Source organism: Pseudomonas sp. W3I7, from assembly GCF_030816095.1.
GTDB classification, from domain to species: domain Bacteria; phylum Pseudomonadota; class Gammaproteobacteria; order Pseudomonadales; family Pseudomonadaceae; genus Aquipseudomonas; species Aquipseudomonas salomonii.
In genome coordinates this window covers 2,185,319-2,210,205 of record NZ_JAUSXP010000001.1, presented here as the reverse complement: position 1 = coordinate 2,210,205, position 24,887 = coordinate 2,185,319, and the positions used below count along the sequence as shown (strand labels likewise).

25 protein-coding genes are annotated in these 24,887 nt (G+C 60.7%); 17 read left to right on the top strand and 8 right to left on the bottom strand.

The window, feature by feature from the left end; translation table 11 throughout:
* Positions 1-17: 17 nt before the first annotated feature.
* The 13 genes from nuoC to QF043_RS10305 all read left to right on the top strand — a co-directional run bounded on the left by nuoC (position 18) and on the right by QF043_RS10305 (position 14,685).
* Positions 18-1,802 carry an NADH-quinone oxidoreductase subunit C/D gene (gene nuoC / locus QF043_RS10365; protein WP_017137515.1) on the top strand — a complete coding sequence of 595 codons (1,785 nt, stop codon included), beginning with the start codon at positions 18-20 and terminating at the stop codon, positions 1,800-1,802.
* A 2-nt stretch (positions 1,803-1,804) separates the two neighbouring features.
* Complete coding sequence (nuoE, locus tag QF043_RS10360) at positions 1,805-2,302, top strand: NADH-quinone oxidoreductase subunit NuoE (protein WP_056861694.1); 498 nt, start codon at positions 1,805-1,807, stop codon at positions 2,300-2,302.
* Positions 2,299-3,654, top strand: a complete 1,356-nt coding sequence (gene nuoF, locus QF043_RS10355) for an NADH-quinone oxidoreductase subunit NuoF (protein WP_017137516.1) — start codon at positions 2,299-2,301, stop codon at positions 3,652-3,654. Before nuoE ends, nuoF begins: the two co-directional genes overlap by 4 nt.
* A gap of 135 nt (positions 3,655-3,789) precedes the next feature.
* Positions 3,790-6,504: an NADH-quinone oxidoreductase subunit NuoG gene (gene nuoG, locus QF043_RS10350; RefSeq protein ID WP_307418409.1), complete on the top strand. Its 2,715-nt coding sequence runs from the start codon at positions 3,790-3,792 to the stop codon at positions 6,502-6,504.
* Positions 6,501-7,508, top strand: coding sequence for an NADH-quinone oxidoreductase subunit NuoH (nuoH, locus tag QF043_RS10345; protein ID WP_017137518.1), 1,008 nt, complete (start codon positions 6,501-6,503; stop codon positions 7,506-7,508). The genes nuoG and nuoH overlap by 4 nt, the downstream gene beginning before the upstream one ends.
* 11 nt (positions 7,509-7,519) lie before the next feature.
* Positions 7,520-8,068, top strand: a complete 549-nt coding sequence (gene nuoI / locus QF043_RS10340) for an NADH-quinone oxidoreductase subunit NuoI (RefSeq protein WP_003174725.1) — start codon at positions 7,520-7,522, stop codon at positions 8,066-8,068.
* Positions 8,069-8,077: 9 nt separating this feature from the next.
* Complete coding sequence (nuoJ, locus tag QF043_RS10335; protein WP_017137519.1) at positions 8,078-8,581, top strand: NADH-quinone oxidoreductase subunit J; 504 nt, start codon at positions 8,078-8,080, stop codon at positions 8,579-8,581.
* Between the two features lie 2 nt (positions 8,582-8,583).
* A complete protein-coding gene (gene nuoK / locus QF043_RS10330; protein WP_017137520.1) occupies positions 8,584-8,892 on the top strand; it encodes an NADH-quinone oxidoreductase subunit NuoK in 309 nt (102 codons plus the stop codon).
* Positions 8,889-10,742, top strand: a complete 1,854-nt coding sequence (gene nuoL, locus QF043_RS10325; protein ID WP_305454052.1) for an NADH-quinone oxidoreductase subunit L — start codon at positions 8,889-8,891, stop codon at positions 10,740-10,742. The genes nuoK and nuoL overlap by 4 nt, the downstream gene beginning before the upstream one ends.
* Before the next feature lie 46 nt (positions 10,743-10,788).
* The gene (gene nuoM, locus QF043_RS10320) at positions 10,789-12,321 is read left to right on the top strand and encodes an NADH-quinone oxidoreductase subunit M (RefSeq protein WP_017137522.1); all 1,533 of its coding nucleotides are present in this window, start codon (positions 10,789-10,791) and stop codon (positions 12,319-12,321) included.
* 7 nt (positions 12,322-12,328) lie between these two features.
* Entirely contained in the window at positions 12,329-13,792 is a 1,464-nt protein-coding gene (nuoN, locus tag QF043_RS10315) for an NADH-quinone oxidoreductase subunit NuoN (protein ID WP_017137523.1), read from the top strand.
* A gap of 238 nt (positions 13,793-14,030) precedes the next feature.
* Positions 14,031-14,381, top strand: coding sequence for a toxin (locus QF043_RS10310; RefSeq protein WP_122527046.1), 351 nt, complete (start codon positions 14,031-14,033; stop codon positions 14,379-14,381).
* A complete protein-coding gene (locus QF043_RS10305) occupies positions 14,371-14,685 on the top strand; it encodes a DNA-binding transcriptional regulator (protein WP_017137525.1) in 315 nt (104 codons plus the stop codon). Before QF043_RS10310 ends, QF043_RS10305 begins: the two co-directional genes overlap by 11 nt.
* A gap of 317 nt (positions 14,686-15,002) precedes the next feature.
* On the opposite strand, the gene QF043_RS10300 is transcribed toward QF043_RS10305, so the two are convergent.
* Together QF043_RS10300 and QF043_RS10295 are read right to left on the bottom strand one after the other, a co-directional pair.
* The gene (locus QF043_RS10300; RefSeq protein ID WP_056861692.1) at positions 15,003-15,755 is read right to left on the bottom strand and encodes an outer membrane beta-barrel protein; all 753 of its coding nucleotides are present in this window, start codon (positions 15,753-15,755) and stop codon (positions 15,003-15,005) included.
* Between the two features lie 124 nt (positions 15,756-15,879).
* On the bottom strand, positions 15,880-16,713 hold the full coding sequence (locus QF043_RS10295) for an arylamine N-acetyltransferase (RefSeq protein ID WP_307418408.1): 834 nt from the start codon (positions 16,711-16,713) through the stop codon (positions 15,880-15,882).
* A gap of 120 nt (positions 16,714-16,833) precedes the next feature.
* Here QF043_RS10295 and QF043_RS10290 point away from each other — a divergent pair, with 120 nt between their 5' ends.
* The 3 genes from QF043_RS10290 to QF043_RS10280 all read left to right on the top strand — a co-directional run bounded on the left by QF043_RS10290 (position 16,834) and on the right by QF043_RS10280 (position 19,325).
* On the top strand, positions 16,834-17,070 hold the full coding sequence (locus QF043_RS10290) for a DUF6555 family protein (protein WP_017137532.1): 237 nt from the start codon (positions 16,834-16,836) through the stop codon (positions 17,068-17,070).
* 1,107 nt (positions 17,071-18,177) lie between these two features.
* Entirely contained in the window at positions 18,178-18,471 is a 294-nt protein-coding gene (locus QF043_RS10285) for a transposase (protein WP_307418407.1), read from the top strand.
* Complete coding sequence (locus QF043_RS10280; protein ID WP_307421355.1) at positions 18,468-19,325, top strand: IS3 family transposase; 858 nt, start codon at positions 18,468-18,470, stop codon at positions 19,323-19,325. The genes QF043_RS10285 and QF043_RS10280 overlap by 4 nt, the downstream gene beginning before the upstream one ends.
* 136 nt (positions 19,326-19,461) lie before the next feature.
* On the opposite strand, the gene QF043_RS10275 is transcribed toward QF043_RS10280, so the two are convergent.
* Positions 19,462-19,662, bottom strand: coding sequence for a DUF6021 family protein (locus QF043_RS10275; protein WP_307418406.1), 201 nt, complete (start codon positions 19,660-19,662; stop codon positions 19,462-19,464).
* Positions 19,663-19,677: 15 nt separating this feature from the next.
* Positions 19,678-19,854 carry a hypothetical protein gene (locus QF043_RS10270; protein ID WP_307418405.1) on the bottom strand — a complete coding sequence of 59 codons (177 nt, stop codon included), beginning with the start codon at positions 19,852-19,854 and terminating at the stop codon, positions 19,678-19,680.
* A gap of 117 nt (positions 19,855-19,971) precedes the next feature.
* On the opposite strand from QF043_RS10270, the gene QF043_RS10265 reads away from it, so the two are divergent.
* The gene (locus tag QF043_RS10265) at positions 19,972-20,493 is read left to right on the top strand and encodes a DUF3087 domain-containing protein (RefSeq protein ID WP_307418404.1); all 522 of its coding nucleotides are present in this window, start codon (positions 19,972-19,974) and stop codon (positions 20,491-20,493) included.
* Here QF043_RS10265 and QF043_RS10260 read toward each other — a convergent pair whose 3' ends face one another.
* The 4 genes from QF043_RS10260 to QF043_RS10245 form a co-directional block, all read right to left on the bottom strand.
* A complete protein-coding gene (locus tag QF043_RS10260) occupies positions 20,494-21,621 on the bottom strand; it encodes an MFS transporter (RefSeq protein ID WP_056858533.1) in 1,128 nt (375 codons plus the stop codon).
* Between the two features lie 66 nt (positions 21,622-21,687).
* On the bottom strand, positions 21,688-23,052 hold the full coding sequence (locus tag QF043_RS10255) for an MFS transporter (protein ID WP_307418403.1): 1,365 nt from the start codon (positions 23,050-23,052) through the stop codon (positions 21,688-21,690).
* A 183-nt stretch (positions 23,053-23,235) separates the two neighbouring features.
* Positions 23,236-23,988, bottom strand: coding sequence for a DNA-binding domain-containing protein (locus QF043_RS10250; protein ID WP_307418402.1), 753 nt, complete (start codon positions 23,986-23,988; stop codon positions 23,236-23,238).
* Positions 23,985-24,809 carry a DUF692 domain-containing protein gene (locus tag QF043_RS10245; protein ID WP_307421353.1) on the bottom strand — a complete coding sequence of 275 codons (825 nt, stop codon included), beginning with the start codon at positions 24,807-24,809 and terminating at the stop codon, positions 23,985-23,987. Before QF043_RS10245 ends, QF043_RS10250 begins: the two co-directional genes overlap by 4 nt.
* Positions 24,810-24,887: the final 78 nt, after the last annotated feature.

Below are 24,887 nucleotides of genomic sequence, written 5' to 3'. Positions count from 1 at the left end.
GAAAGCGATAAAAAACCATGACTACAGGCAGTGCTCTGTACATCCCGCCTTATAAGGCAGACGACCAGGATGTGGTTGTCGAACTCAATAACCGTTTTGGCCCTGACGCCTTCACCGCCCAGGCCACACGCACCGGTATGCCGGTGCTGTGGGTGGCGCGGGCCAAGCTCGTCGAAGTCCTGAGCTTCCTGCGCAACCTGCCCAAGCCGTACGTCATGCTCTATGACTTGCATGGCGTGGACGAGCGTCTGCGTACCAAGCGTCAAGGCTTGCCGAGCGGCGCCGATTTCACCGTGTTCTACCACTTGATGTCGCTGGAACGTAACAGCGACGTGATGATCAAGGTCGCGCTGTCCGAAAGCGACTTGAGCATCCCGACCGTCACCGGTATCTGGCCGAACGCCAGCTGGTACGAGCGTGAAGTCTGGGACATGTTCGGCATCGACTTCCCGGGCCACCCGCACCTGACGCGCATCATGATGCCGCCGACCTGGGAAGGTCACCCGCTGCGCAAGGACTTCCCGGCGCGCGCCACCGAATTCGACCCGTTCAGCCTCAACCTCGCCAAGCAGCAGCTTGAAGAAGAGGCTGCACGCTTCCGTCCGGAAGACTGGGGCATGAAACGCTCCGGCACCAACGAGGACTACATGTTCCTCAACCTGGGCCCGAACCACCCTTCGGCTCACGGTGCCTTCCGGATCATCCTGCAACTGGACGGCGAAGAAATCGTCGACTGCGTGCCGGACATCGGCTATCACCACCGTGGTGCCGAGAAGATGGCCGAGCGCCAGTCCTGGCACAGCTTCATCCCGTACACCGACCGTATCGACTACCTCGGCGGCGTGATGAACAACCTGCCGTACGTGCTGTCGGTCGAGAAGCTCGCCGGTATCAAGGTGCCGGACCGCGTCGACACCATCCGCATCATGATGGCCGAGTTCTTCCGGATCACCAGCCACCTGCTGTTCCTGGGTACTTATATCCAGGACGTTGGCGCCATGACTCCGGTGTTCTTCACCTTCACCGACCGTCAACGCGCCTACAAGGTGATCGAAGCCATCACCGGTTTCCGCCTGCACCCGGCGTGGTACCGCATCGGCGGTGTGGCCCATGACCTGCCGAACGGCTGGGAGCGCCTGGTCAAGGAATTCATCGACTGGATGCCCAAGCGTCTGGACGAGTACCAAAAGGCTGCGCTGGACAACAGCATCCTCAAGGGCCGTACCATCGGCGTCGCGCAGTACAACACCAAAGAAGCCCTGGAATGGGGCGTCACCGGTGCTGGCCTGCGTTCCACCGGTTGCGACTTCGACCTGCGTAAAGCACGCCCTTACTCGGGCTACGAGAACTTCGAGTTCGAAGTGCCGCTGGCGGCCAATGGCGATGCCTACGACCGCTGCATCGTGCGTGTCGAAGAAATGCGCCAGAGCCTGAAGATCATCGAGCAGTGCATGCGCAACATGCCGGCAGGTCCCTACAAGGCGGATCACCCGCTGACCACGCCGCCGCCCAAAGAGCGCACGCTGCAGCACATCGAAACCCTGATCACGCACTTCCTGCAAGTTTCGTGGGGCCCGGTAATGCCGGCCAACGAATCCTTCCAGATGATCGAAGCGACCAAGGGTATCAACAGTTATTACCTGACGAGCGATGGCGGCACCATGAGCTACCGCACCCGGATTCGTACCCCAAGCTTTGCCCACTTGCAGCAGATCCCTTCGGTGATCAAAGGCGAGATGGTCGCGGACTTGATTGCGTACCTGGGTAGTATCGATTTCGTTATGGCCGACGTGGACCGCTAAGCATGAACAGCACGCTTATCCAAACAGATCGTTTCACCTTGAGTGAAACCGAGCGCTCGGCCATCGAGCACGAGCTGCATCACTACGAAGACCCGCGCGCGGCGTCGATCGAAGCCTTGAAGATCGTCCAGAAGGAACGTGGCTGGGTGCCGGACGGCGCCCTCTACGCCATCGGCGAGATCCTCGGCATTCCCGCCAGCGACGTTGAAGGGGTGGCCACGTTCTACAGCCAGATCTTCCGTCAGCCGGTCGGCCGTCACATCATTCGCGTGTGCGACAGCATGGTCTGCTACATCGGTGGCCACGAATCGGTGGTCAGCGAGATCCAGAACAAGCTGGGCATCGGCCTCGGGCAAACCACTGCGGACGGCCGCTTCACGCTGCTGCCGGTGTGCTGCCTGGGCAACTGCGACAAGGCGCCGGCGTTGATGATCGACGACGACACATTCGGTGACGTGCAGCCTGCTGGCGTCACCCAATTGCTTGAGGGCTACCCATGACCCTTACATCTTTCGGCCCGGCCAACCTGATCAAGCGTTCGCCTGAGACCCACCCGCTGACCTGGCGCCTGCGTGACGACGGCGAGCCGGTATGGCTCGACGAGTACCAGGCCAAGAACGGTTACGCGGCGGCGCGCAAAGCCTTCGCCGACATGGCTCAGGACGATATCGTCCAGACCGTCAAAGACGCCGGCCTCAAAGGCCGCGGCGGTGCAGGCTTCCCAACGGGTGTGAAGTGGGGCCTGATGCCCAAAGACGAATCCATCAATATCCGCTACCTGCTGTGCAACGCGGACGAGATGGAGCCCAACACCTGGAAAGACCGCATGCTGATGGAGCAACTGCCCCATCTGCTGATCGAAGGCATGCTGATCAGCGCCCGCGCGCTGAAAACCTACCGGGGCTATATCTTCCTGCGTGGCGAATACACCACCGCCGCCAAGCACCTCAACCGTGCTGTGGAAGAAGCCAAGGCCGCCGGCCTGTTGGGCAAGAACATCCTCGGTTCGGGTTTTGACTTCGAACTGTTCGTGCACACCGGCGCCGGACGTTACATCTGCGGTGAAGAAACCGCACTGATCAACTCCCTCGAAGGCCGCCGCGCCAACCCGCGCTCCAAGCCGCCCTTCCCTGCCGCCGTCGGCGTGTGGGGCAAGCCGACGTGCGTGAACAACGTTGAAACCCTGTGCAACGTGCCGGCGATCATCGCCGACGGCGTTGACTGGTACAAATCGTTGGCCCGTGAAGGCAGCGAAGACATGGGCACCAAGCTCATGGGCTTCTCCGGCAAGGTCAAGAACCCTGGCCTGTGGGAGCTGCCGTTTGGCGTGACCGCACGCGAGCTGTTCGAGGACTACGCCGGTGGCATGCGCGACGGCTACACCTTGAAAGCCTGGCAGCCAGGTGGCGCCGGTACCGGCTTCCTGCTCCCTGAGCACCTCGACGCACAAATGTATGCCGGCGGTATCGGCAAGGTCGGCACCCGTATGGGCACCGGCCTGGCGATGGCGGTGGACAACACCGTGAACATGGTTTCGTTGCTGCGCAACATGGAGCAGTTCTTTGCCCGTGAATCCTGCGGCTTCTGCACCCCGTGCCGTGACGGCTTGCCCTGGAGCGTCAAGCTGTTGATGGCGATCGAGAACGGTGAAGGCCAGCCAGGTGACATCGAGACCCTGCTGGGTCTGGTCGGTTTCCTCGGCCCGGGCAAGACCTTCTGTGCTCACGCACCGGGCGCCGTGGAGCCATTGGGCAGCGCAATCAAATACTTCCGCTCGGAGTTCGAAGCCGGCATCGCGCCTGTCAGCGCCGCCGTCCCGCCTCTGGCAAGGCCGATCGTAGTCGGCGCGTAACGCTTTAAAAGGCGAAGGGTCCGTGCCCTTCGCTTTCTCATGGGCTGACGCCGTAAAGGCTGTGTTGATGCCCATGAATAACAAGATTCCATTAGCCACGCCCGCTGACAACGGGCCAACGAAGAACTTTGAACCATGGCCACTATCCACGTAGACGGCAAAGCGCTCGAAGTCGATGGGGCAGACAACCTGTTACAGGCATGTCTCTCACTAGGCCTCGACATCCCGTATTTCTGCTGGCACCCCGCGCTTGGTAGCGTCGGTGCCTGTCGCCAGTGTGCGGTCAAGCAATACACCGACGAGAACGACACCCGTGGTCGTATCGTCATGTCCTGCATGACCCCAGCCACCGACAACACCTGGATCTCCATCGAAGATGAAGAATCCAAGGCGTTCCGCGCCAGTGTCGTCGAGTGGCTGATGACCAACCACCCACACGACTGCCCGGTCTGTGAGGAAGGCGGTCACTGCCACCTGCAAGACATGACGGTGATGACCGGCCACAACGAGCGCCGTTATCGCTTCACCAAACGCACGCACCAGAACCAGGACCTCGGCCCGTTCATTTCCCACGAGATGAACCGCTGCATCGCCTGCTACCGTTGCGTGCGTTTCTATAAAGACTACGCCGGCGGCACCGACCTGGGCGTATTCGGCGCCCACGACAACGTGTACTTCGGTCGCGTTGAAGACGGCGTGCTCGAAAGCGAGTTCTCCGGCAACCTCACCGAGGTCTGCCCGACCGGTGTGTTCACCGACAAGACTCACTCCGAGCGCTACAACCGTAAGTGGGACATGCAGTTCTCGCCGAGCATCTGCCACGGTTGCTCCAGCGGTTGCAACATCTCCCCGGGCGAGCGCTACGGTGAGCTGCGTCGGATCGAAAACCGCTTCAACGGTTCGGTCAACCAGTACTTCCTGTGCGACCGGGGCCGTTTCGGCTACGGCTATGTCAACCGCGAAGACCGCCCACGCCAGCCGCTGTTGGCCGGTGGCGCCAAGCTGAGCCTGGACGACGCGCTGGATAAAGCCGCCGACCTGCTGCGCGGCCGCAACATCGTCGGTATCGGTTCGCCGCGTGCCAGCCTCGAAAGCAACTACGCGTTGCGCGAGCTGGTCGGTGCCGAGCACTTCTACTCCGGTATCGAAGCCGGTGAGTTGGAGCGCATCCGTCTGGTCCTGCAAGTGCTGAACGACAGCCCGCTGCCAGTGCCGAACATGCGCGACATCGAAGACCACGATGCGATCTTCGTCCTCGGCGAAGACCTGACCCAGACCGCCGCGCGTATTGCGCTGTCGCTGCGTCAGTCGGTCAAAGGCAAGGCCGAAGACATGGCCGACGCCATGCGCGTTCAGCCTTGGCTCGACGCCGCCGTAAAAAACATCGGCCAGCACGCGCTGAACCCGCTGTTTATCGCGAGCCTGGCTGAAACCAAGCTCGACGACATCGCCGAAGAATGCGTTCACGCCGCACCGGATGACCTGGCCCGCATCGGTTTCGCCGTAGCCCACGCCCTCGACGCCAGCGCGCCTGCCGTCGAAGGCCTGGACACTGAAGCCGTTGAACTGGCCCAGCGCATCGCCGACGCCCTGCTCGCGGCCAAGCGCCCATTGATCATTGCCGGCACCTCGTTGGGTTCCAAGGCGCTGATTGAGGCTGCTGCGAATATCGCGAAGGCCTTGAAGCTGCGCGACAAGAACGGTTCCATCAGCCTGGTCGTGCCGGAAGCCAACAGCCTCGGCCTGGCGATGCTCGGTGGCGAGTCCCTGGACGCGGCCCTGCAAGCGGTGATCGACGGCAATGCCGACGCCATCGTGGTGCTGGAAAACGACCTGTACACCCGCACCGATTCGGCCAAGGTCGACGCTGCGCTGGACGCCGCCAAAGTACTGATCGTGGCCGACCACCAGAAGACCGCCACCAGCGAACGTGCCGACCTGGTACTGCCAGCCGCCACCTTCGCCGAAGGCGACGGTACGCTGGTCAGCCAGGAAGGCCGCGCCCAGCGTTTCTTCCAGGTGTTCGACCCGAAATACATGGACGCCAGCATCCTGGTGCACGAAGGCTGGCGCTGGCTGCATGCCCTGCGCGCCACCCTGCTGAACCAGCCGATCGACTGGACCCAGCTCGACCACGTAACGGCTGCCGTCGCCGCAAGCGCGCCGCAACTGGCACGTATCGTCGACGCTGCACCGTCGGCCGCGTTCCGCATCAAGGGCATGAAACTGGCCCGTGAACCGCTGCGTTACTCCGGTCGTACCGCCATGCGCGCCAACATCAGCGTGCACGAACCGCGTACCCCGCAAGACCCGGACACCGCGTTCGCCTTCTCCATGGAAGGTTACTCGGGTTCGGTCGAGCCACGTCAGCAGGTGCCATTTGCCTGGTCGCCGGGCTGGAACTCACCGCAAGCCTGGAACAAGTTCCAGGACGAAGTCGGTGGTCATATCCGCGCTGGCGACCCGGGCACCCGCCTGATCGAAAGCACCGGTGACGCGCTGAACTGGTTCGCTGCGGTACCGCGTCCGTTCAACCCGGCCCAGGGCACCTGGCAGGTTGTGCCGTTTTTCCACCTGTTCGGCAGCGAAGAGACCTCTTCCAAAGCCGCGCCGGTGCAAAGTCGCATTCCTGAAGCCTACGTGTCGGTGGCCAAGTCCGAAGCCGACCGCCTGGGCGTCAACGACGGTGCCCTGCTCAGCCTGAACGTGGCCGGCCAGACCCTGCGTCTGCCGCTGCGTATCAACGATGAGTTGGGTGCGGGCCTGGTTGCACTGCCAAAAGGCCTGGCGGGTATTCCGCCTGCGATTTTCGGCAAAACCGTTGACGGTCTGCAGGAGGCAGCGCAATGACTTGGTTCACGCCGGAAGTAATTGACGTGATCATTTCGGTGGTCAAGGCCATCGTGATCCTGTTGGCCGTGGTCGTTGCGGGCGCCCTGCTCAGCTTCGTCGAACGTCGCCTGCTGGGCTGGTGGCAGGACCGTTACGGTCCGAACCGCGTTGGCCCGTTCGGCATGTTCCAGATCGCCGCCGACATGCTGAAAATGTTCTTCAAGGAAGACTGGACCCCGCCGTTTGCCGACAAGGTGATCTTCACCCTGGCACCGGTCGTGGCCATGAGCGCCTTGCTGATCGCCTTCGCGATCATCCCGATCACCCCGACCTGGGGCGTGGCGGACCTGAACATCGGCTTGCTGTTCTTCTTCGCCATGGCCGGTTTGTCGGTCTACGCGGTGCTGTTCGCCGGTTGGTCGAGCAACAACAAGTTCGCCCTGTTGGGCAGCTTGCGGGCCTCGGCCCAGACCGTGTCCTACGAAGTGTTCATGGGCCTGGCGCTGATGGGCATCGTGGTGCAGGTCGGCTCGTTCAACATGCGCGACATCGTCGAGTACCAGGCGCAGAACCTGTGGTTCATCATTCCGCAGTTCTTCGGCTTCTGTACCTTCTTCATCGCTGGCGTCGCCGTGACTCACCGTCACCCGTTCGACCAGCCGGAAGCGGAACAGGAACTGGCCGACGGTTACCACATTGAATACGCCGGCATGAAATGGGGCATGTTCTTCGTGGGTGAGTACATCGGCATCATCTTGATCTCGGCCCTGCTGGTCACGCTGTTCTTCGGCGGCTGGCACGGTCCGTTCGGCATCCTGCCGCAGTTGGCGTTCTTCTGGTTCTTCCTGAAGACCGCGTTCTTCATCATGTTGTTTATCCTGCTGCGCGCTTCCATTCCGCGTCCACGATACGACCAGGTGATGGATTTCAGCTGGCGCTTCTGCCTGCCGCTGACCCTGATCAATTTGCTGGTGACGGCTGCCGTTGTGTTGTTGAACACGCCAGCCGGCGCGGTTCAGTGAGGATTTGACCCATGTTCAAATATATTGGCGACATCGTTAAGGGTACCGGTACCCAGTTGCGAAGCCTGGTGATGGTGTTCGGTCACGGCTTTCGCAAACGCGACACCCTGCAATACCCGGAAGAAGCGGTGTACCTGCCGCCGCGTTATCGCGGCCGCATCGTACTGACCCGCGACCCCGATGGCGAAGAGCGTTGTGTAGCCTGCAACCTGTGCGCCGTGGCGTGCCCGGTGGGTTGCATCTCCCTGCAGAAAGCTGAAACCGAAGACGGTCGCTGGTACCCGGACTTCTTCCGCATCAACTTCTCGCGCTGCATTTTCTGCGGCCTCTGCGAGGAAGCTTGCCCGACCACCGCGATCCAGCTGACACCGGATTTCGAGATGGCCGAGTTCAAACGTCAGGACCTGGTGTACGAGAAAGAAGATCTGCTGATCTCTGGTCCCGGTAAAAACCCTGATTACAACTTCTATCGTGTTGCAGGTATGGCCGTTGCCGGTAAGCCGAAGGGCGCCGCACAAAACGAAGCCGAGCCGATCAACGTGAAGAGCTTGCTGCCTTAAGGAAGAAAGATGGAATTCGCTTTCTATTTCGCGTCCGGTATTGCAGTGGTGTCCACGCTTCGCGTGATCACCAACACCAATCCTGTGCACGCCCTGCTCTACCTGATCATTTCGTTGATCGCCGTGGCCATGACGTTTTTCAGCCTCGGCGCACCGTTCGCCGGTGTGCTGGAAGTGATCGCCTACGCCGGCGCCATCATGGTGCTGTTCGTGTTTGTGGTGATGATGCTCAACCTGGGGCCGGCTTCGGTCGCCCAGGAACGCGTCTGGCTCAAGCCCGGCATCTGGCTCGGCCCGGTCATCCTGGCAGCCTTGCTGCTGGGTGAACTGCTGTATGTGCTGTTCGCTCACCAGAGCGGCCAGGCCATCGGCCACACCACCGTAGACGCCAAGGCCGTGGGCGTCAGCCTGTTCGGCCCGTACCTGCTGGTGGTCGAACTGGCTTCGATGCTGCTGCTCGCCGCAGCCATCACCGCCTTCCACTTGGGCCGCAACGAAGCCAAGGAGCAATGACGATGCCTGCTATCCCTTTGGAGCATGGTCTGGCGGTCGCCGGCATCCTGTTCTGCCTTGGCCTGGTCGGCCTGATGGTTCGCCGTAACATTCTGTTCGTGTTGATGAGCCTGGAAATCATGATGAACGCCGCGGCACTGGCGTTCGTTGTCGCAGGTAGCCGATGGGCGCAGCCGGATGGGCAAGTCATGTTCATCCTGGTTATCAGCCTGGCAGCCGCCGAGGCCAGTATCGGCCTGGCGATCCTGCTGCAACTGTATCGTCGCTTCCACACGCTTGATATCGACGCTGCCAGTGAGATGCGCGGATGAACATGATCTTTCTGACTTTCGTATTTCCCCTGATCGGTTTCCTGCTGCTGTCGTTCTCCCGTGGACGCTGGTCGGAAAACCTGTCTGCCCTGATCGGTGTGGGTTCCATTGGCCTGTCGGCCATCGTGGCCGCGTACGTCATCTGGCAATTCAACGTGGCGCCGCCGGAAGGCGGTCACTACACCCTGGTGCTGTGGCAGTGGATGTCGGTGGACGGCTTCAAGCCCAACTTCGCCCTCTACGTCGACGGCCTGTCGATCACCATGCTCGGCGTGGTGGTGGGTGTAGGCTTCCTGATCCATCTGTTCGCGTCCTGGTACATGCGCGGTGAAGCGGGCTACTCGCGCTTCTTCTCGTACACCAACCTGTTTATCGCCAGCATGCTGTTCCTGGTACTCGGCGATAACCTGTTGTTCCTGTACTTCGGCTGGGAAGGCGTGGGCCTGTGCTCGTACCTGTTGATCGGTTTCTACTACAGCAACCGCAACAACGGTAACGCGGCACTCAAGGCCTTTATCGTGACCCGCATCGGCGACGTGTTCATGGCTATCGGCCTGTTTATCCTGTTCCAACAGGTGGGCACGCTGAACATCCAGGAACTGCTGGTGCTGGCACCGCAGAAATTCCAGGTCGGCGACTTCTGGATCACCCTCGCAACCCTGATGCTGCTGGGCGGCGCCGTGGGTAAATCGGCGCAACTGCCGCTGCAAACCTGGCTGGCGGACGCGATGGCCGGCCCTACGCCGGTGTCGGCGCTGATCCACGCCGCAACCATGGTGACCGCCGGTGTCTACCTGATCGCCCGTACCCACGGCCTGTTCACCCTGGCGCCGGACATCCTGCACCTGGTGGGCATCGTCGGCGGCGTGACCCTGGTACTGGCCGGCTTCGCCGCGCTGGTGCAGACCGACATCAAGCGTATTCTCGCCTACTCGACCATGAGCCAGATCGGCTACATGTTCCTGGCCCTGGGCGTTGGCGCCTGGGACGCGGCGATCTTCCACCTGATGACCCACGCCTTCTTCAAGGCCCTGCTGTTCCTTGCCTCCGGTGCGGTGATCGTTGCCTGCCACCACGAGCAGAACATCTTCAAGATGGGCGGCCTGTGGAAGAAACTGCCGTTGGCCTACGCCAGCTTCATCGTCGGCGGTGCCGCCCTGGCAGCCCTGCCGTTGGTGACCGCAGGTTTCTACTCGAAAGATGAAATCCTCTGGGAAGCCTTCGCCAGCGGTAACCAGAACCTGCTGTATGCAGGCCTGGTGGGCGCGTTCATGACCTCGCTGTACACCTTCCGCCTGATCTTCATCACCTTCCACGGTGAAGCCAAGACCGAAGCGCACGCAGGCCATGGTATCTCCCACTGGTTGCCACTGTCGGTGCTGATCATCCTGTCGACCTTCATCGGCGCCATGATCACCCCGCCGCTGGCCGGTGTACTGCCGGAAAGCGCTGGCCATGCCGGTGGCGCTGCCAAGCACAGCCTGGAAATCGCCTCGGGCGCCATCGCCATCGCCGGTATCCTGCTGGCCGCGCTGCTGTTCCTGGGCAAGCGTCGCTTCGTGACGGCTGTGGCCAACAGTGGCATTGGTCGCTTCCTCTCGGCCTGGTGGTTCGCTGCGTGGGGCTTCGACTGGATCTACGACAAACTGTTCGTCAAGCCATACCTTGCGATCAGCCACCTTCTGCGCAAAGACCCGCTCGACCAGACCATCGGCTTGATCCCGCGCGCCGCCAAGGCCGGTCACACCGCCCTGAGCCGCAGCGAGACGGGCCAATTGCGTTGGTATGCAGCTTCCATGGCCGTCGGTGCCGTGCTGGTGATCGGCGCCATCGTGGTGGTAGCGGTCTGACTATGTCTATGTACTTTGCGAACTTGCGAAAGGAAACGAGCCCGTCATGATTCTGCCCTGGCTAATCCTGATCCCCTTTATCGGCGGCCTGCTCTGCTGGATGGGTGAACGCTTCGGCGCCACCCTCCCCCGCTGGATTGCGTTGCTGACCATGTCCCTGGAACTCGCGCTTGGCCTCTGGCTGTGGGCCCATGGTGACTATTCATTCGCTCCGGCACCGGGTGTCGATCCCACCTTCGCGCTTGAATTCAAGCACGTGTGGATCCAGCGCTTCGGCATCAACGTGCACCTGGCCCTCGACGGCCTGTCGTTGTTGATGATCCTGCTGACCGGCTTGCTGGGTATCCTCTCGGTACTCTGCTCCTGGAAAGAAATTCAGCGTCACGTGGGCTTCTTCCACCTGAACCTGATGTGGATTTTGGGCGGCGTTGTCGGCGTGTTCCTGGCGCTGGACCTGTTCATGTTCTTCTTCTTCTGGGAAATGATGCTGGTGCCGATGTACTTCCTCATCGCGCTCTGGGGTCACAGTTCTTCGGACGGCAAGAAAACCCGGATCTACGCGGCGACCAAGTTCTTCATCTTCACCCAGGCTTCCGGCCTGATCATGTTGGTGGCGATCCTGGGTCTGGTACTGGTCAACTTCAACAACACCGGCGTGATTACCTTCAACTACGCCGACCTGTTGAAAACCAAGATGTCCCTGACCACCGAGTACATCCTGATGCTGGGCTTCTTCATCGCCTTTGCGGTGAAGCTGCCGGTGGTGCCGTTTCACTCCTGGCTGCCTGACGCTCACGCCCAGGCGCCGACCGCAGGTTCCGTCGACCTCGCCGGTATCCTGCTGAAGACTGCTGCTTATGGTCTGCTGCGTTTCGCCCTGCCGCTGTTCCCGAATGCCTCGGCCGAGTTCGCGCCGATCGCCATGACCCTGGGTCTGATCGGGATCTTCTACGGTGCGTTCCTGGCTTTTGCGCAAACCGACATCAAGCGTCTGATTGCCTTCTCGTCCGTTTCCCACATGGGTTTCGTACTGATCGGCATCTACTCCGGTAGCCAACTGGCGCTGCAAGGCGCGGTGATCCAGATGTTGGCCCACGGTGTTTCGGCCGCCGCACTGTTTATCCTCAGTGGTCAGCTGTACGAGCGCCTGCACACCCGCGACATGCGTGAAATGGGTGGCGTGTGGTCGCGCATCGCGTACCTGCCGGCCATCAGCCTGTTCTTCGCCGCCGCATCCCTGGGCTTGCCGGGCACCGGTAACTTCATCGGCGAATTCCTGATCCTGATGGGGTCGTTCGTCCACACGCCGTGGATCAGCGCCATTGCTACCTCGGGCCTGGTGTTTGGTTCGGTCTACTCGCTGATCATGATCCACCGCGCCTACTTCGGCCCGGCCAAGTCCGACACCGTCCTGCAAGGGATGGATGCTCGCGAACTGATCATGGTGCTCGGCCTTGCGGTGCTGCTGATCTACATCGGTGTGTACCCGCAACCGTTCCTGGACACTTCTGCCGCGACGATGCATGGCGTGCAGCAGTGGATCGGCACCGCCTTCTCTCAACTCGCTTCGGCCCGGTAAGAGCGCTATGGAATTCACGATCCAACACTTTATCGCGCTTGCGCCGCTGCTGATTACCAGCCTCACCGTTGTGGCGGTGATGCTGGCAATCGCCTGGCGCCGCAATCATTCGCAAACGTTCCTGCTGTCTTGTGCCGGTCTTAACCTGGCCCTGCTGTCGATCATCCCGGCACTTAAGGTCGCGCCATTGGCCGTGACCCCGCTGATGATGGTCGATGACTTCGCGCTGCTGTACATCGCGTTGATCCTGGTTGCCACCCTGGCCTGCGTCACCCTCGCCCACGCCTACCTCGGCGAGGGCGGCACTGGCTACCCAGGCAACAAGGAAGAGCTGTACCTGCTGATTCTGCTGGCTGCGGCCGGTGGCATCGTGCTGGTCAGCGCTCAGCACCTGGCCGGCTTGTTCATCGGCCTGGAACTGCTGTCGATCCCGACTTACGGCCTGGTGGCCTACGCCTTCTTCAACAAGCGCTCGCTGGAAGCCGGCATCAAGTACATGGTGCTGTCGGCTGCCGGTTCCGCGTTCCTGTTGTTCGGTATGGCCCTGCTCTACGCCGAAGCTGGCAACCTGAGCTTCACCGGTATCGGTCACGCCCTGGCGGCCACCAACATGCCCGCGCCGATTGCCCAACTGGGCCTGGCGATGATGTTGATCGGGCTGGCGTTCAAGCTGTCCCTGGTGCCGTTCCACCTGTGGACCCCGGACGTGTACGAAGGCGCCCCGGCGCCAGTGGCTGCGTTCCTGGCCACCGCGTCGAAGGTTGCTGTGTTTGCGGTGATGGTGCGTTTGTTCCAGATCTCGCCTGCGGCCAACACCGGCGTACTGAGCACCGTGCTGACCGTGATCGCCATTGCGTCGATCCTGTTCGGTAACCTGCTGGCCCTGACCCAGAACAACCTCAAGCGTCTGCTGGGTTACTCGTCCATCGCGCACTTCGGCTACCTGCTGATCGCCCTGGTGGCGAGCAAAGGCCTGGCCGTGGAAGCCATGGGCGTGTACCTGGTCACCTACGTGATCACCAGCCTCGGTGCATTCGGCGTGATTACGCTGATGTCCTCGCCGTTCAAAGGCCGTGACGCCGACGCCCTGTACGAATACCGCGGCCTGTTCTGGCGCCGTCCGTACCTGACCGCCGTGCTGACCGTGATGATGCTGTCCCTGGCCGGTATCCCGCTCACCGCAGGCTTCATCGGCAAGTTCTACATCGTGGCTACCGGTGTTGAGGCCCACGAATGGTGGCTGGTAGCTTCGTTGGTACTGGGCAGCGCCATCGGCGTGTTCTACTACTTGCGCGTGATGGTCACCCTGTACCTGATCGAGCCAAACCTGCGCCGCGTAGACGCCGAGCTGCACTGGGAACAGAAGGCAGGTGGCGTGATGCTGCTGGCCATCGCCCTGCTCGCGTTCTTCCTGGGCGTATACCCCCAACCGTTGCTCACCCTGGTGCAGCACGCGGTGCTGGGCGTTTGATCGCTTAGCGTAACGCGGTAAACAAAACGGCGCCTTCGGGCGCCGTTTTGCGTTTCTGTGGATCAATTCTTTTGCCTGCTCATACTGTAGAAATTTCCTTCCTCCTCTACCTATTCGTCTGGCATCTACTCGCTGAAGGCGGCCTTATGGTGGTTGCGTTTTAGGAAAGTTCCCACAGCCCGGTCACTTGACCCAAGGCGCGTGGGCCACCACACTATACGCAGGCTACGTACAGAACATGGATGCTCTATTTATCGAATTGCCGGCCTTTGAACGGCATCGCAGGGACTATCTGAGTGACGAGCTATTCCAAGGCTTTCAACAGGAGTTAATGAAGAATCCGCAAGCGGGCGACGTCATCGAGGGAACCGGAGGGTTGCGCAAGGTCCGTTTCGTCGATGAGCGACGCAACAAAGGCAAACGCGGAGGCTTGCGCGTCATTTACTACTGGTGGTCGGGCGGCACGCAGTTCTGGTTATTCACCCTGTACGGCAAACACGAACAGGATGACCTTACCCCCAACCACAAGAAAGCCTTAAAACACCTGCTGGACAGGGAAATCAAAGCGAGAACACATCATGAAACGTGAAATCTTTTCCGAACTGGTCGAAGGCTTCGACGCCCTGGCCGAAGAACGCCAAGGCAAAGTCACCCTGCGGACCCACAAGGTCCATCTCAACAACCTGGCCCCGCTGAGCGCCGAAGAAGTGGTCGCCGTGCGCCAACAGCTCAACCTCTCGCGCTCGGTGTTCGCCATGTACCTGCGCACCAACGTGCGCACTCTGGAAAACTGGGAACAAGGCCGAGCCAAGCCCAACGCCCAGGCCACCACCTTGATCCGGCTGGTGGCACGCTTTCCGGAAACCGTGGCGCAGCTTGCTGCACTAGGCTAAAGAAGCACCTCGTGGTGATCCGGCTTGCAGTGCTGAACGGCTGGTTGTGGCGAGCGGGCTTGTTGCTGTGAGCAGACTCGTTGTGCCGAGTGGGCTTATAGTGGCGAGCGGGCTTGCCCCGCGTTGGAGCGCCCAGCGCTCCCAGCAAAACACAAAGTCACCCTGCTCGTGGGTAATGCCCAACCCGATCGGCACAACCCTAAGCCGGTTATCACGTGCGTACCAGGCAATCGGCGCGCTTTTTAATACGCCAAAAAGCAGGGCTTGGGCGGGCAATCGAATGCGGGGCGTTGGCCGCCCCGCATTCAGGCGTGCGCTTAGAACGCGATACCGACTTTAAAACCGTACTCGTCGCGCTTGAGCTTGGTGTTGTCGGCGACATAGGAGTCGTCGTCGAGCTTGTATTCGGTGCGGGTGTAATACAGGCCCGCCATCACCGGCAAGTCTCCTTTCTGGTTCATCAGCAGGCTGACTTCGGCATACGGGTTGGTGCGGTCCTTAAGGTCCACCGTGTCGCTGCCCAGGCCATCGACCTTGAGCTTGGCCCGGCCGTCGATGGTGCGGCGGGCACCCGCTTCGACGCGCAGGGTCATGTCATCGAACTGATGGTTGTAACCCAGCGCGGCCTTGGCGAACGGCGATTTGTTGGTGAGCTTGACGTCGTAATCGTTGGTGTCCGGCTCGTAACGGGTCCAGCTGTAGCCACCACCGACGATCACGTCGACGAAGTTGCGCGCGTCCAGCGCGGCACGCCAGCCAAGGTCGAGGTCAGCCTGGCCTTCCTTGAGTTTATTGCTACTTTTTTCGCCGTATTTGGCTTCGATACCGGCTTGGTAAATAAAGCCGGACTCGGCGGTGAGCTTGTTGCCAAAGTTGTAGAACAGGCCCGCTTCGGGCATGTGGTCCTTGTCGCTTTCGCTGCCACCTTCGAGTTTGAAGTCGTTATAGCTGCCCTGCAGGCCCAGGACGGAAATCGGGCCAGTGGGTGCTGCGGCGAACACCACAGCAGGCGCGGTGACCAGCGCCAGCAACGAGGAACCCTTGAGGAATTTTCCGAATAGCTTTGACATCGTTTTACATCTCCTTGTCTGGTGAGCAAATTATTCAGGAAACGGTTCGAACCTCGGCGTTTGCCAAAGGTTCGAATTAATTTGCATTGACATGAAGGTAAAACGGTTCAGCGAAGGCTCTAGCTCAAGGCTCCCTGGAGTTTGCCATTACTAAGCCATCAAGGGCTTGGCGAAGTTGCGGATGCTTCGGCAAACGAATACCGAAGGTGCCCTGCAGCAATTCCAGTAACTCATCGGCACTTTCGACTGCGCGTTTTTCGCTGGGCTGGTCAAGGCAATGAACCGCGTAATTGGCATTGGCCAAGGTATGCCGTTTACCCGGCGCCAACCGCGCCGCTTTCAGTTGCCCGACGAAGACAGAGGCCGGGTGCGTCGACACGTACCAATTGCCGATGGTGTAGTCGATGTCGGCCTGCACTTGCAGGTCGAACACATACAAGCCACGCCATTCCTCGCCCACCTGCGCCCACAGGGTGTAATCGGCACCGTTGAAGGTCAGGCGATAAGGTTCATGGGCGGTGGCCTGGGGCACCTCGGTGTCCAGCTGCAACGGACTGCTGGGCACCATGCCACCAAAGCCGACATCGGTGACATAACGCACGCCGTCCAGGGTCACCAGGCTCAGACGATGGGTGCGCCCGGTGCGCGCATCAGGCGGCCCGCCCATCACCACCCAGCCGGTAAGCCCGCGGGCGTCGAAGCCCAGCTCCTGCAACAGCGCCAGGAACAGATAGTTAAGCTCGAAACAGTAACCACCACGCCCGTCCAGCAGGACCTTTTGCTCGATGCTGGGCAGATCGATCGGCACCGGCGCCTGCAGCAATGTCGACAGGCTCTCAAAGGCGAAGGTGCAGACGTGCCGCAGCTGCAGGTCCTGCAGGGTTTTGAGCGTGGGCGGCGGGGGCGAGTCGTAGCCCAGACGCTGCAGGTAGAGCTGGCTGTGAGTCAATCGGGACATGGCGCGATCCTTGGTCGCGTGACGAGTGCGTCACTATGCCGCGCCAGCGTACGACTTGTCATTTTGAGTGAACCTTTTTGAAAGCCCACCTATCCATCTATAACAAGACAGGGAGGCAACATGAGTACCGCAAAAATCTACACCATTCACTATCAACTGCACGGTCAACCGAAGTCCTTTGTGGTGCGCGCCGAGGTGATGAATAACGCTGAAGCGTGGCATTGGGCGGCGGTCGACGCCGATATTGCCCATGTCAGCCGCATAGGGCGCGTGGGGCATGAGCAGGTCAAGAAAACTACCCGGCCTTGGGCGGAGAAGTTTGGGATCAGCGAGGTTACCTGGGTGCCGCCCAAGTAGGTTTCGTTTGGATGTGATCAGGCCCCGCTTTTGCGGGGTTTGGTTTTTGGGGGTGTTGGGGGTGTTGGTGCTGGTGGTGTACATATCCGTTATTTAGGTAACGGCGGCTTATGGTTCCGCTCTTACAGCGGCTCACTTTTTGAGGGACCAAAAAGTAAGCAAAAAGTCCTCGCCCCAACACTCGGTGCCTCGCTGTGGCTCGGCATGCCCGCAATCCGACACTGATTTGGGGGGCCGCCGCCACGCGCCATCCATGGCGCGGGGCGGCTAAACCGGCATCCCTGCCGGTTTACCCCCCAAATCACTGTCAGATTCCGGCCATCGTGTTTGACGGGGCGATTTCAGATCAAGATCAAGATCACAAGCGCAGATCAAAAGACCGCTGACTTCGTCATCGAAAAGGATGTAAGGGCCAGAGCAACAGCAACAGCAACAGCAACAGCAACAGCAACAGCAACAGCAACAGCAACAGCAGAGCCATACTCGGTCAAAGGTGGGAGCTGGCTTGTCGAGTCGTCGCACCGCTGCGATGGCATCAACTCTGTGTACCTGGCACACCGAGGTGTCTGCATCGCAGGCAAGCCAGCTCCCACAGAAAAGCAGCGCTTCAGTGCATGCAAATCCGCTTAAGGTTGGATGCGGTCAACTGTGGGAGCGGGCTTGCTCGCGAATCCGGTGGGTCAGTCAATTCATCTGTCTCTGACACACCGCCTTCGCGAGCAAGCCCGCTCCCACATTTAGACCGCGTTGCATCAGGCAGAGAGGCTTTTGCTTCGCACTTGATCTGGCTCTTGCTTCAACCACTCAGGTCGGCTTTCAGGCCGCCGTGCTCTGCTTTTGATCTTGATTTTGATTTTGATCTGAGGCGCCCCGTCAACCACGATGGCCGAACGCAGGCTTGAATCCGTGGGTAACCCGGCAGGACGCCGGGTTAGCCGCGCTGGGCCAAGGATGGCCCATCGCGGCGGCCCACGGATTCAAGCCGGAGTGAGGGCATGCCGAGCCTAGGCGAGGCACCGAGTGGTGGGGCACAGACCTTTTGGTGGACTTGTTCCCTCGCAGCGGACGCCAAGAAGCGATATTTTAATCGCAACCTTGGAGGCACCTATGTCACAACAACCCCGCCGCAGTTACACCGATGATTTCAAAGCTCAGGCAGTGACACTCGCTGAAAGCATTGGTCGAGGAGAAGCAGCCCGACAGTTGGATATCTCGGTCAAAACCCTAGGTAATTGGCTGGACGCCGCACGCAACGGGCGTCCTCTCAGTTCTCCCGCCCGGCATCCGGTTTCTGACCTGGAAAGCGAGCTGGCCCGGCTTCGAGCTGAAAATGCCACGCTTAAAATGGAACGGGAAATCCTAAAAAAAGCGACGGCGTTCTTTGCCAGAGAGTCCAACTGAGATACGCCTTTGTCGCCCGTGAACGGATTCGCTTTCCAGTCAGGTTGTTATGTCGAGTGATGGAAGTCTCGGTGTCGGGCTTTCACGGCTATTTGAAACGCCGGCAACGTCCTGATCCAGACGCTGAGATTCGCCTGGAAATTCGTGCGATTCATCATGCCAGTCGCGGCACTTATGGGCGCCCGCGGATGGTCAAGGCACTTCATAACCGGTCTTTTTCAGTTGGGCATAAGCGAGTGGCCCGGTTGATGCGAGAAGAAATGTTGCGAGGGAAAATCAAGGCTCGGTTCAAACACTCGATGGATAATCGGTATATCCAGCCAATTTCCGACAACGTGTTGAAACGACGTTTTTCTGTGACAAGCCCAACTCCCGCGTGGGTGGGCGATATCACCTATATTTCGACGCGTCAGGGGTGGCTATATTTGGCCGTAGTGCTGAGCATCCAAACACGCCAGGTACTCGGTTACAGCCTGTCGGAACGGATGCCTGAGGGTCTAGTGCAGCAGGCTTTTTTGAACGCCTGGACGAATACACCAGTTGATCAGGGTGTAATTTTTCACTCTGATAGAGGTCGGCAATACACGGGCAGCGGTTTTCGCAGCATGATCTTGGACAGGGGTTTTGTGCAAAGCATGAGCCGTAAGGGCAACTGCTGGGATAACGCTGTAGCAGAGAGCTTTTTTGCCACACTCAAGAAGGAAGAAGCTACCGGTGTGTATCCCAGCAAAGCACAGGCTCACGCATCTATCGCGAGCTACATCCATGGTTTTTACAACCCGACACGGCTGCACTCGGCGCTGGGATACAGCTCACCTAATGACTACGCAAAGCAACTGAAGCAAACTGCTTAACGCTCGCTTTATGGCGTACGTTTTGAGGGAGCAAGTCCATGGTTACTTTTGGGGCGTTTGCCAAAAGTGACCCGCTGTAAGAGCGGAACCATAAGCCGCCGTGACCGCAGCAACGGATATGCACACCAAACCAACATCACCCAGGCTTCTTAAGATCCCCCAACGGATCATAATCCACCTTTTTGCGCTGCGCCTTGTCCTTATCCAACGGCGCAATCGCCGGCCCAATGGGATCAACCTGCGGGTCCGACACATCAGGCGAATCCGGATCAAACCCCAGTTCATCCTCGCCGCTGGCATGCTCGCCCGAATCCGGGCCTTTTGGATGATTACTCACAGTCACCTCCTGAACCTATAGTGGGCGCGCCCTGTCATGCAGGTTTTCGAGATCTTCCTCAACCTGCTCCACATCATCGTCCTGACGCTCGGCCGGGTCATTGGGCCGCAACGCATCGTTGTCACGCTCCTCCTCTCCCGGCGTACGGTCAGGGTTGGGTGTACCCGGCGGCGGTTGCTTGTACTCAGACATGATGGCTTACCTCAAATGGGCTACACAGATTTAGAGAAACCACCCCAAGCCATGGTTCAACTTGTTTGCCCAAAGCATGCGAAGATGCCACCCCGCCTTTCTTGAGACCTGACCCGGATGTTCGAGCTCAAACCCTGCGACCCCACCCCCTTCCGCCAACAAACCCGCCGCAGCACGCTGATCATCGCCGTGCTGTTCATGGCCCTGGCCATGCTGCTGTCGACCCTCGCGGTGATGTTGTTCGGCGAACCCGGCGGCGATAATTTTCGTTTCAACGTCGGCGGCGTATTTGCCGGGGTATTGATCACCGTCGCCCTGGTGCGCGGCCCATTCTGGACCCAGCCATGGCTGGCGCCTGCAGTGTATGGCTGGCAGCTCAAGCGCAACCTGATGCGCGTGACCAATGTGATGCACACCCTCAAAGAACGCGTACAGGCCAACGACCCCACCGCCCTCAAGGTCCTGCGTTTTTACCACTTGGGGCTGACGCAGATGCATGAGCTGGACGCCAACTCCAGCGCCCAGGCGCAACTGGTCGGCGAGATGGAAGCCCACAGGGCGAAAATGCAGGCGCTGGGGATCGACACCGACCAAACCCGCTTCGACCCCAACTGGCTGGAAGGCCTTAAAAACCCATAATCAGCTGGAAACCTTCGCGCGCCAGCAGAATACGGCGCTGACGGCAATCGCGGCGCCCGCCAGGCCAAACACCCACGGCGCCGACGCAACCGGTAGCAGCAACCCCGCCATCAGCGGCCCAAGGCCGGCGCCGACGTCACGCCAGACCGCGTTGGAGGCCAGCGCCGAAACACGCATCGAGCCAGGGTTGCGCTCGGCCACCAAGGTGGTCACCAGTGGCAGTTGCAAGGCGCGCAGCACCAGCACCGCGGCCGCGCCGACGATCACCCAATAACTGCCAAATGCCGTGAGCGCCAAGGCACTCAAGAACGAAAACAACAGCAGCATCGAGGTGGCGCCAAACCGCTGCGCCGCACGCCCACCCAGCGGGCTCAGGAGCATCTCCGAGGCATAGCGCAGGGCCATCAGGCCGCCGGCGATCAATACCGCATCGCCGCCAAGAATCTTCTGCGCCTGGATCGACAAGCCGAAGATAAACAGCCCGTCCAACGCCACGCCTTCAATAAACGACCACACCGCCACGCTGTCCGGCCACTTGAAGCGCCGCCCGGTGCTGTGCAAATCATGCCCGGCGGTGGGCAAACCACGCGCCACCCACAGGCCTGCCAGGCAGCAGCCGGCCAGAATCAGGAAGATAGGTCGCGGCCCGGCCCACAGGGTCAGCCAGCCACCCAGCGGCAGCGCCAGCATCGGCCCCAGGGCGATCACCGCCCTGGAGCGCCCTGCCCTGCGCGCCGCGCCCGCAGGCTCAGAAGTGGCCAACACTTGGGTCGACAGGTTCAGCGCGGCAAAACACAGGCCCCAGATCAGCCGCAGCCCCAACAACGCGGCAAAACCTGACAGCATCGAGTTACCCAAGGCGCACACCGTGGCGGCACCGGCGGCAATCATGCAGGTCAGCCGGTCGCCATTACGGGCGTAGAAATTCAATACATGGCGGTAGCCGAAAATCCGCACCAGGCGGTTGGCTGCCAGCAACACCCCGGCCTGGGCCAGAGTGATGCCAAAGGCCTGGGATTCCATGGGCAGCAGCAAGTAGAGCAGCACGTCGCTGGGCAGGCATAACGCGAGGGTCAGTGCGGCACGTCGGGAGGTGGTATCAGCAGTGCGTAGGGCCAGGCTGGACATAAATCTGAAACATCCCGAAATATTCAGGCCGCCACGTTAGCGTTGCCGCCGCGTGTTTTACAAGGGCTAAACCTTGTGTTTATACGGCAACAGGCGCAGCCCACTGGCCACACTGCCCACCAGCGCAAACCCACAGCCCAGCCACAGCGCGTATTGCGGACCGCTGCCCTGGGAGAGGTGAAAGCAGAACGCCACCAACGACGCCCCTAGCGTTTGCCCCAGCAAACGTGAAATCGCGACAATGCCACTGGCTCCACCGCTGCGGGCCAACGGCGCGCTGGTCATGATCGCCTTGAGGTTCGGTGACTGGAAAAAACCGAAACCGGCGCCGCACAAAGCCATGCGCCAGCCGATATCAAAAGCGCTGGCGCCGCTGCCCAAGGTCGCTAACGCTGCCATGCCCGCGCTGAGCATCAGCAAACCGATGCCGCACAACAGGCCCAGCGACACACGATCCGCCAGACGCCCCGCCACCAAAGCCATCACCGCCACCACCGCAGGCCATGGTGTCATCAGAAAACCGGTTGCCACCTGGCTATGGCCGAGCACCGCCTGCAACAGAAACGGCAGTGATACAAAGGCCAGGCCCTGAGCGCTGAACGCACAGATGGCCGTGAGGGAAGACAGCGCAAACACCGGGCGCTTGAACAAGTCCACAGCCAGCATCGGCGCCGGGTGACCGACCTCACGGCGCAACAGCAATGCACCGCACACTATCGCCAACGCAATCAAACCGAGGGTCAGTGTGCCTTGGGCGTCATGCACCGCCGTGCCCAGGCCCAGTACCAACAGCGCGAACAGGCCGGCACACAACAGCGCCGACAACCGATCGAACGCGTGGCCGGTCAACGGCAGTGTCGGCAATGAACGCAGGCCCAACCCCAGGGCAAGCAGCCCCAGCGGCACATTGATCAGGTACAGCCAATGCCAGCTCGCCACCGACAGAATCGCCGACGCGGCGGTCGGCCCCAGCGTGAAGGCCAGCCCCACCACCAGCGAGTTATAGCCCAGGCCGCGCCCAAGCATTTTTGACGGATAGATATGCCGCAACAACGCCGTGTTGACACTCATCAGCGCCGCCGCCCCCAGCCCTTGGGCCACCCGCGCGGCGGTCAGGGTCAGCAAAGAACCGGCCAACCCGCAAAACAGCGACGAGACAATAAACAGCAGCAAACCGCCGAGGTACACGCGCCGGTGGCCGAGCACATCACTGAGCGACGCGAACGGCAGCACCGTGGCGATAATCGCCAGCTGGTAGGCGTTAACCACCCAGATCACCGAGGCCGAATCAGTGCCAATACCCTGTGCCAGCGTCGGCAGCGCCGTATTGACGATGGCGGTGTCCAGGGTTGCCATGCCAATGCCCAAAGACAAGGCGATCACCGCCGGCAAGCGTTTATCGGAAGGCAGCCCATCGGCAACAGAAGACATGAACAATCCGCACAGGTGACAAAGGCCATTAGATTACGGGCTGCGCGGATTTTTTTCAGTGGCCAATTGCCTGGCTGTCCGAATTTTCATGTTTGGATGGCTGGGGCAAGCCACATCTGCGCTGCGAACGGGGCTAATGCGGCGAGCGGGCTCGCCACAAACAACACGCCCAATCGCCACACATCACTCAATCGCCACAGGCTCAACGATCAACTCACTGCCCAACCACCCGGCCAGGTACTCACCGGCCTGGGCCACGCCCGCCTCTTCACCCAGGCGCGCCACCAGAAACTCGCACAGCCCGGCAAAGCTGCCGTCGGCCTGCAGGTGCAACACGGCCTCAAGTTCCAACGCACTGACCTGGCGTAAACGTGAGGTGTACTGACGCCGCCACACCAACACACCACCGGCCTCTGCCAGCATCCTCGCCTGCGGCGCAGCCGTGTCTTGCCACAATGCCGACCAGATAGCCTCGGCATTAGTGGTCAGTGCATGGCAGCGCAACGACGGCGTCAGGCGTAAAACGGCGCTGTCCCAATCCAGCTCGGCCAGGGCCTGCAACGGCAAGGGCGACGCATCGGCGGCGACAAACGCCTCATTGAGCGCCGACTCGATCCAGGCCAGTTCGTGCACATCCGGGTTATTCGGCAACACGGCCTTCAAGGTTGCGTAAAACCCTTCGGGATACGCATCCAGGGTCCAGGCATGCGGGGGTTGCTGGTCGATATGGGTAATGCAGGCCACCAGAAACGCCTCCTCTCCCAGCCAACGTCGCACAAGGGGAAACGCCTGTTCCAGGCAACCCACCAACTGCGCGCGATAGTTGTTCTGGTACACGGCCAGGCCTGCGTGCCGGTCGCCCAGCAGCCGGGCCGAATCATCCGACCCACTCACCAGCCAGGTGCGAAATGCCTGCTGCCACTGCGCCAGGTTCATCGTGCCCGCCCCAAAGCCCGTGCCCTCGACAGCTCCTCAAGCAACTCGGCCAGCGGCGGGATGGCATCATCGCGCTCGATCATCGTGGCCACCGGCCCCAACAGCGCAATGGCCTTGGCATACAAATCCCAGACCCCGGCACACACCGGGCTGTCGTGGCTGTCGATCAACAGCTCACGGCCCTGGCTATGGCCGGCCAGGTGAATCTGGCGCACGCGCTCGGCGGGAATACCGTCGAGAAACGCCTGGGCATCAAAGCCATGGTTGCTGGCACTGACAAACACATTGTTGACGTCCAATAGCAACTCGCAGCCCGTGCGCTCGGCCATGGCAGCGATAAACGCCCATTCGCTCATGCAGGCCCCGTCAAACGCCAGGTAACTGGATGGGTTTTCTACCAGCAGCGTGCGGCCCAGCACGTCCTGGGCCTGATGAATATTGGCGCACACGCGGTCCAGAGCCTCGTCCGTATAGGGCACCGGCAATAAGTCGTGCGCATTGAACCCCCCGCTGCGCGACCAACTCAAGTGATCGGAGACAAACAGCGGCTGCACCTCATCGACCAGCGACTTGAGGCGCCGCAGGTACGCCTGGTCCAGCCCTTCGGCGGTGCCGATCGACATCGACACCCCGTGCAGCGCTACCGGGTAACGCTCGCGGATCTGGCGCAGGATGTGCCGTGGTTGCCCACCTGCGACCATAAAATTCTCAGAGATCACTTCAACAAAATCCACCGGCACCGTGGTTTCCAGGAAATCGCCGTAGTGCTCCTTGCGCAGCCCCAGGCCATAGCCGCAAAAGCGCGGGTTAAATGTCGGCATCATCGGTACTCCAGCAAAAAACTGTGGCGAGGGAGCTTGCTCCCGCTCGGCTGCGCAGCAGTCGCCCGTTTCTGGAGG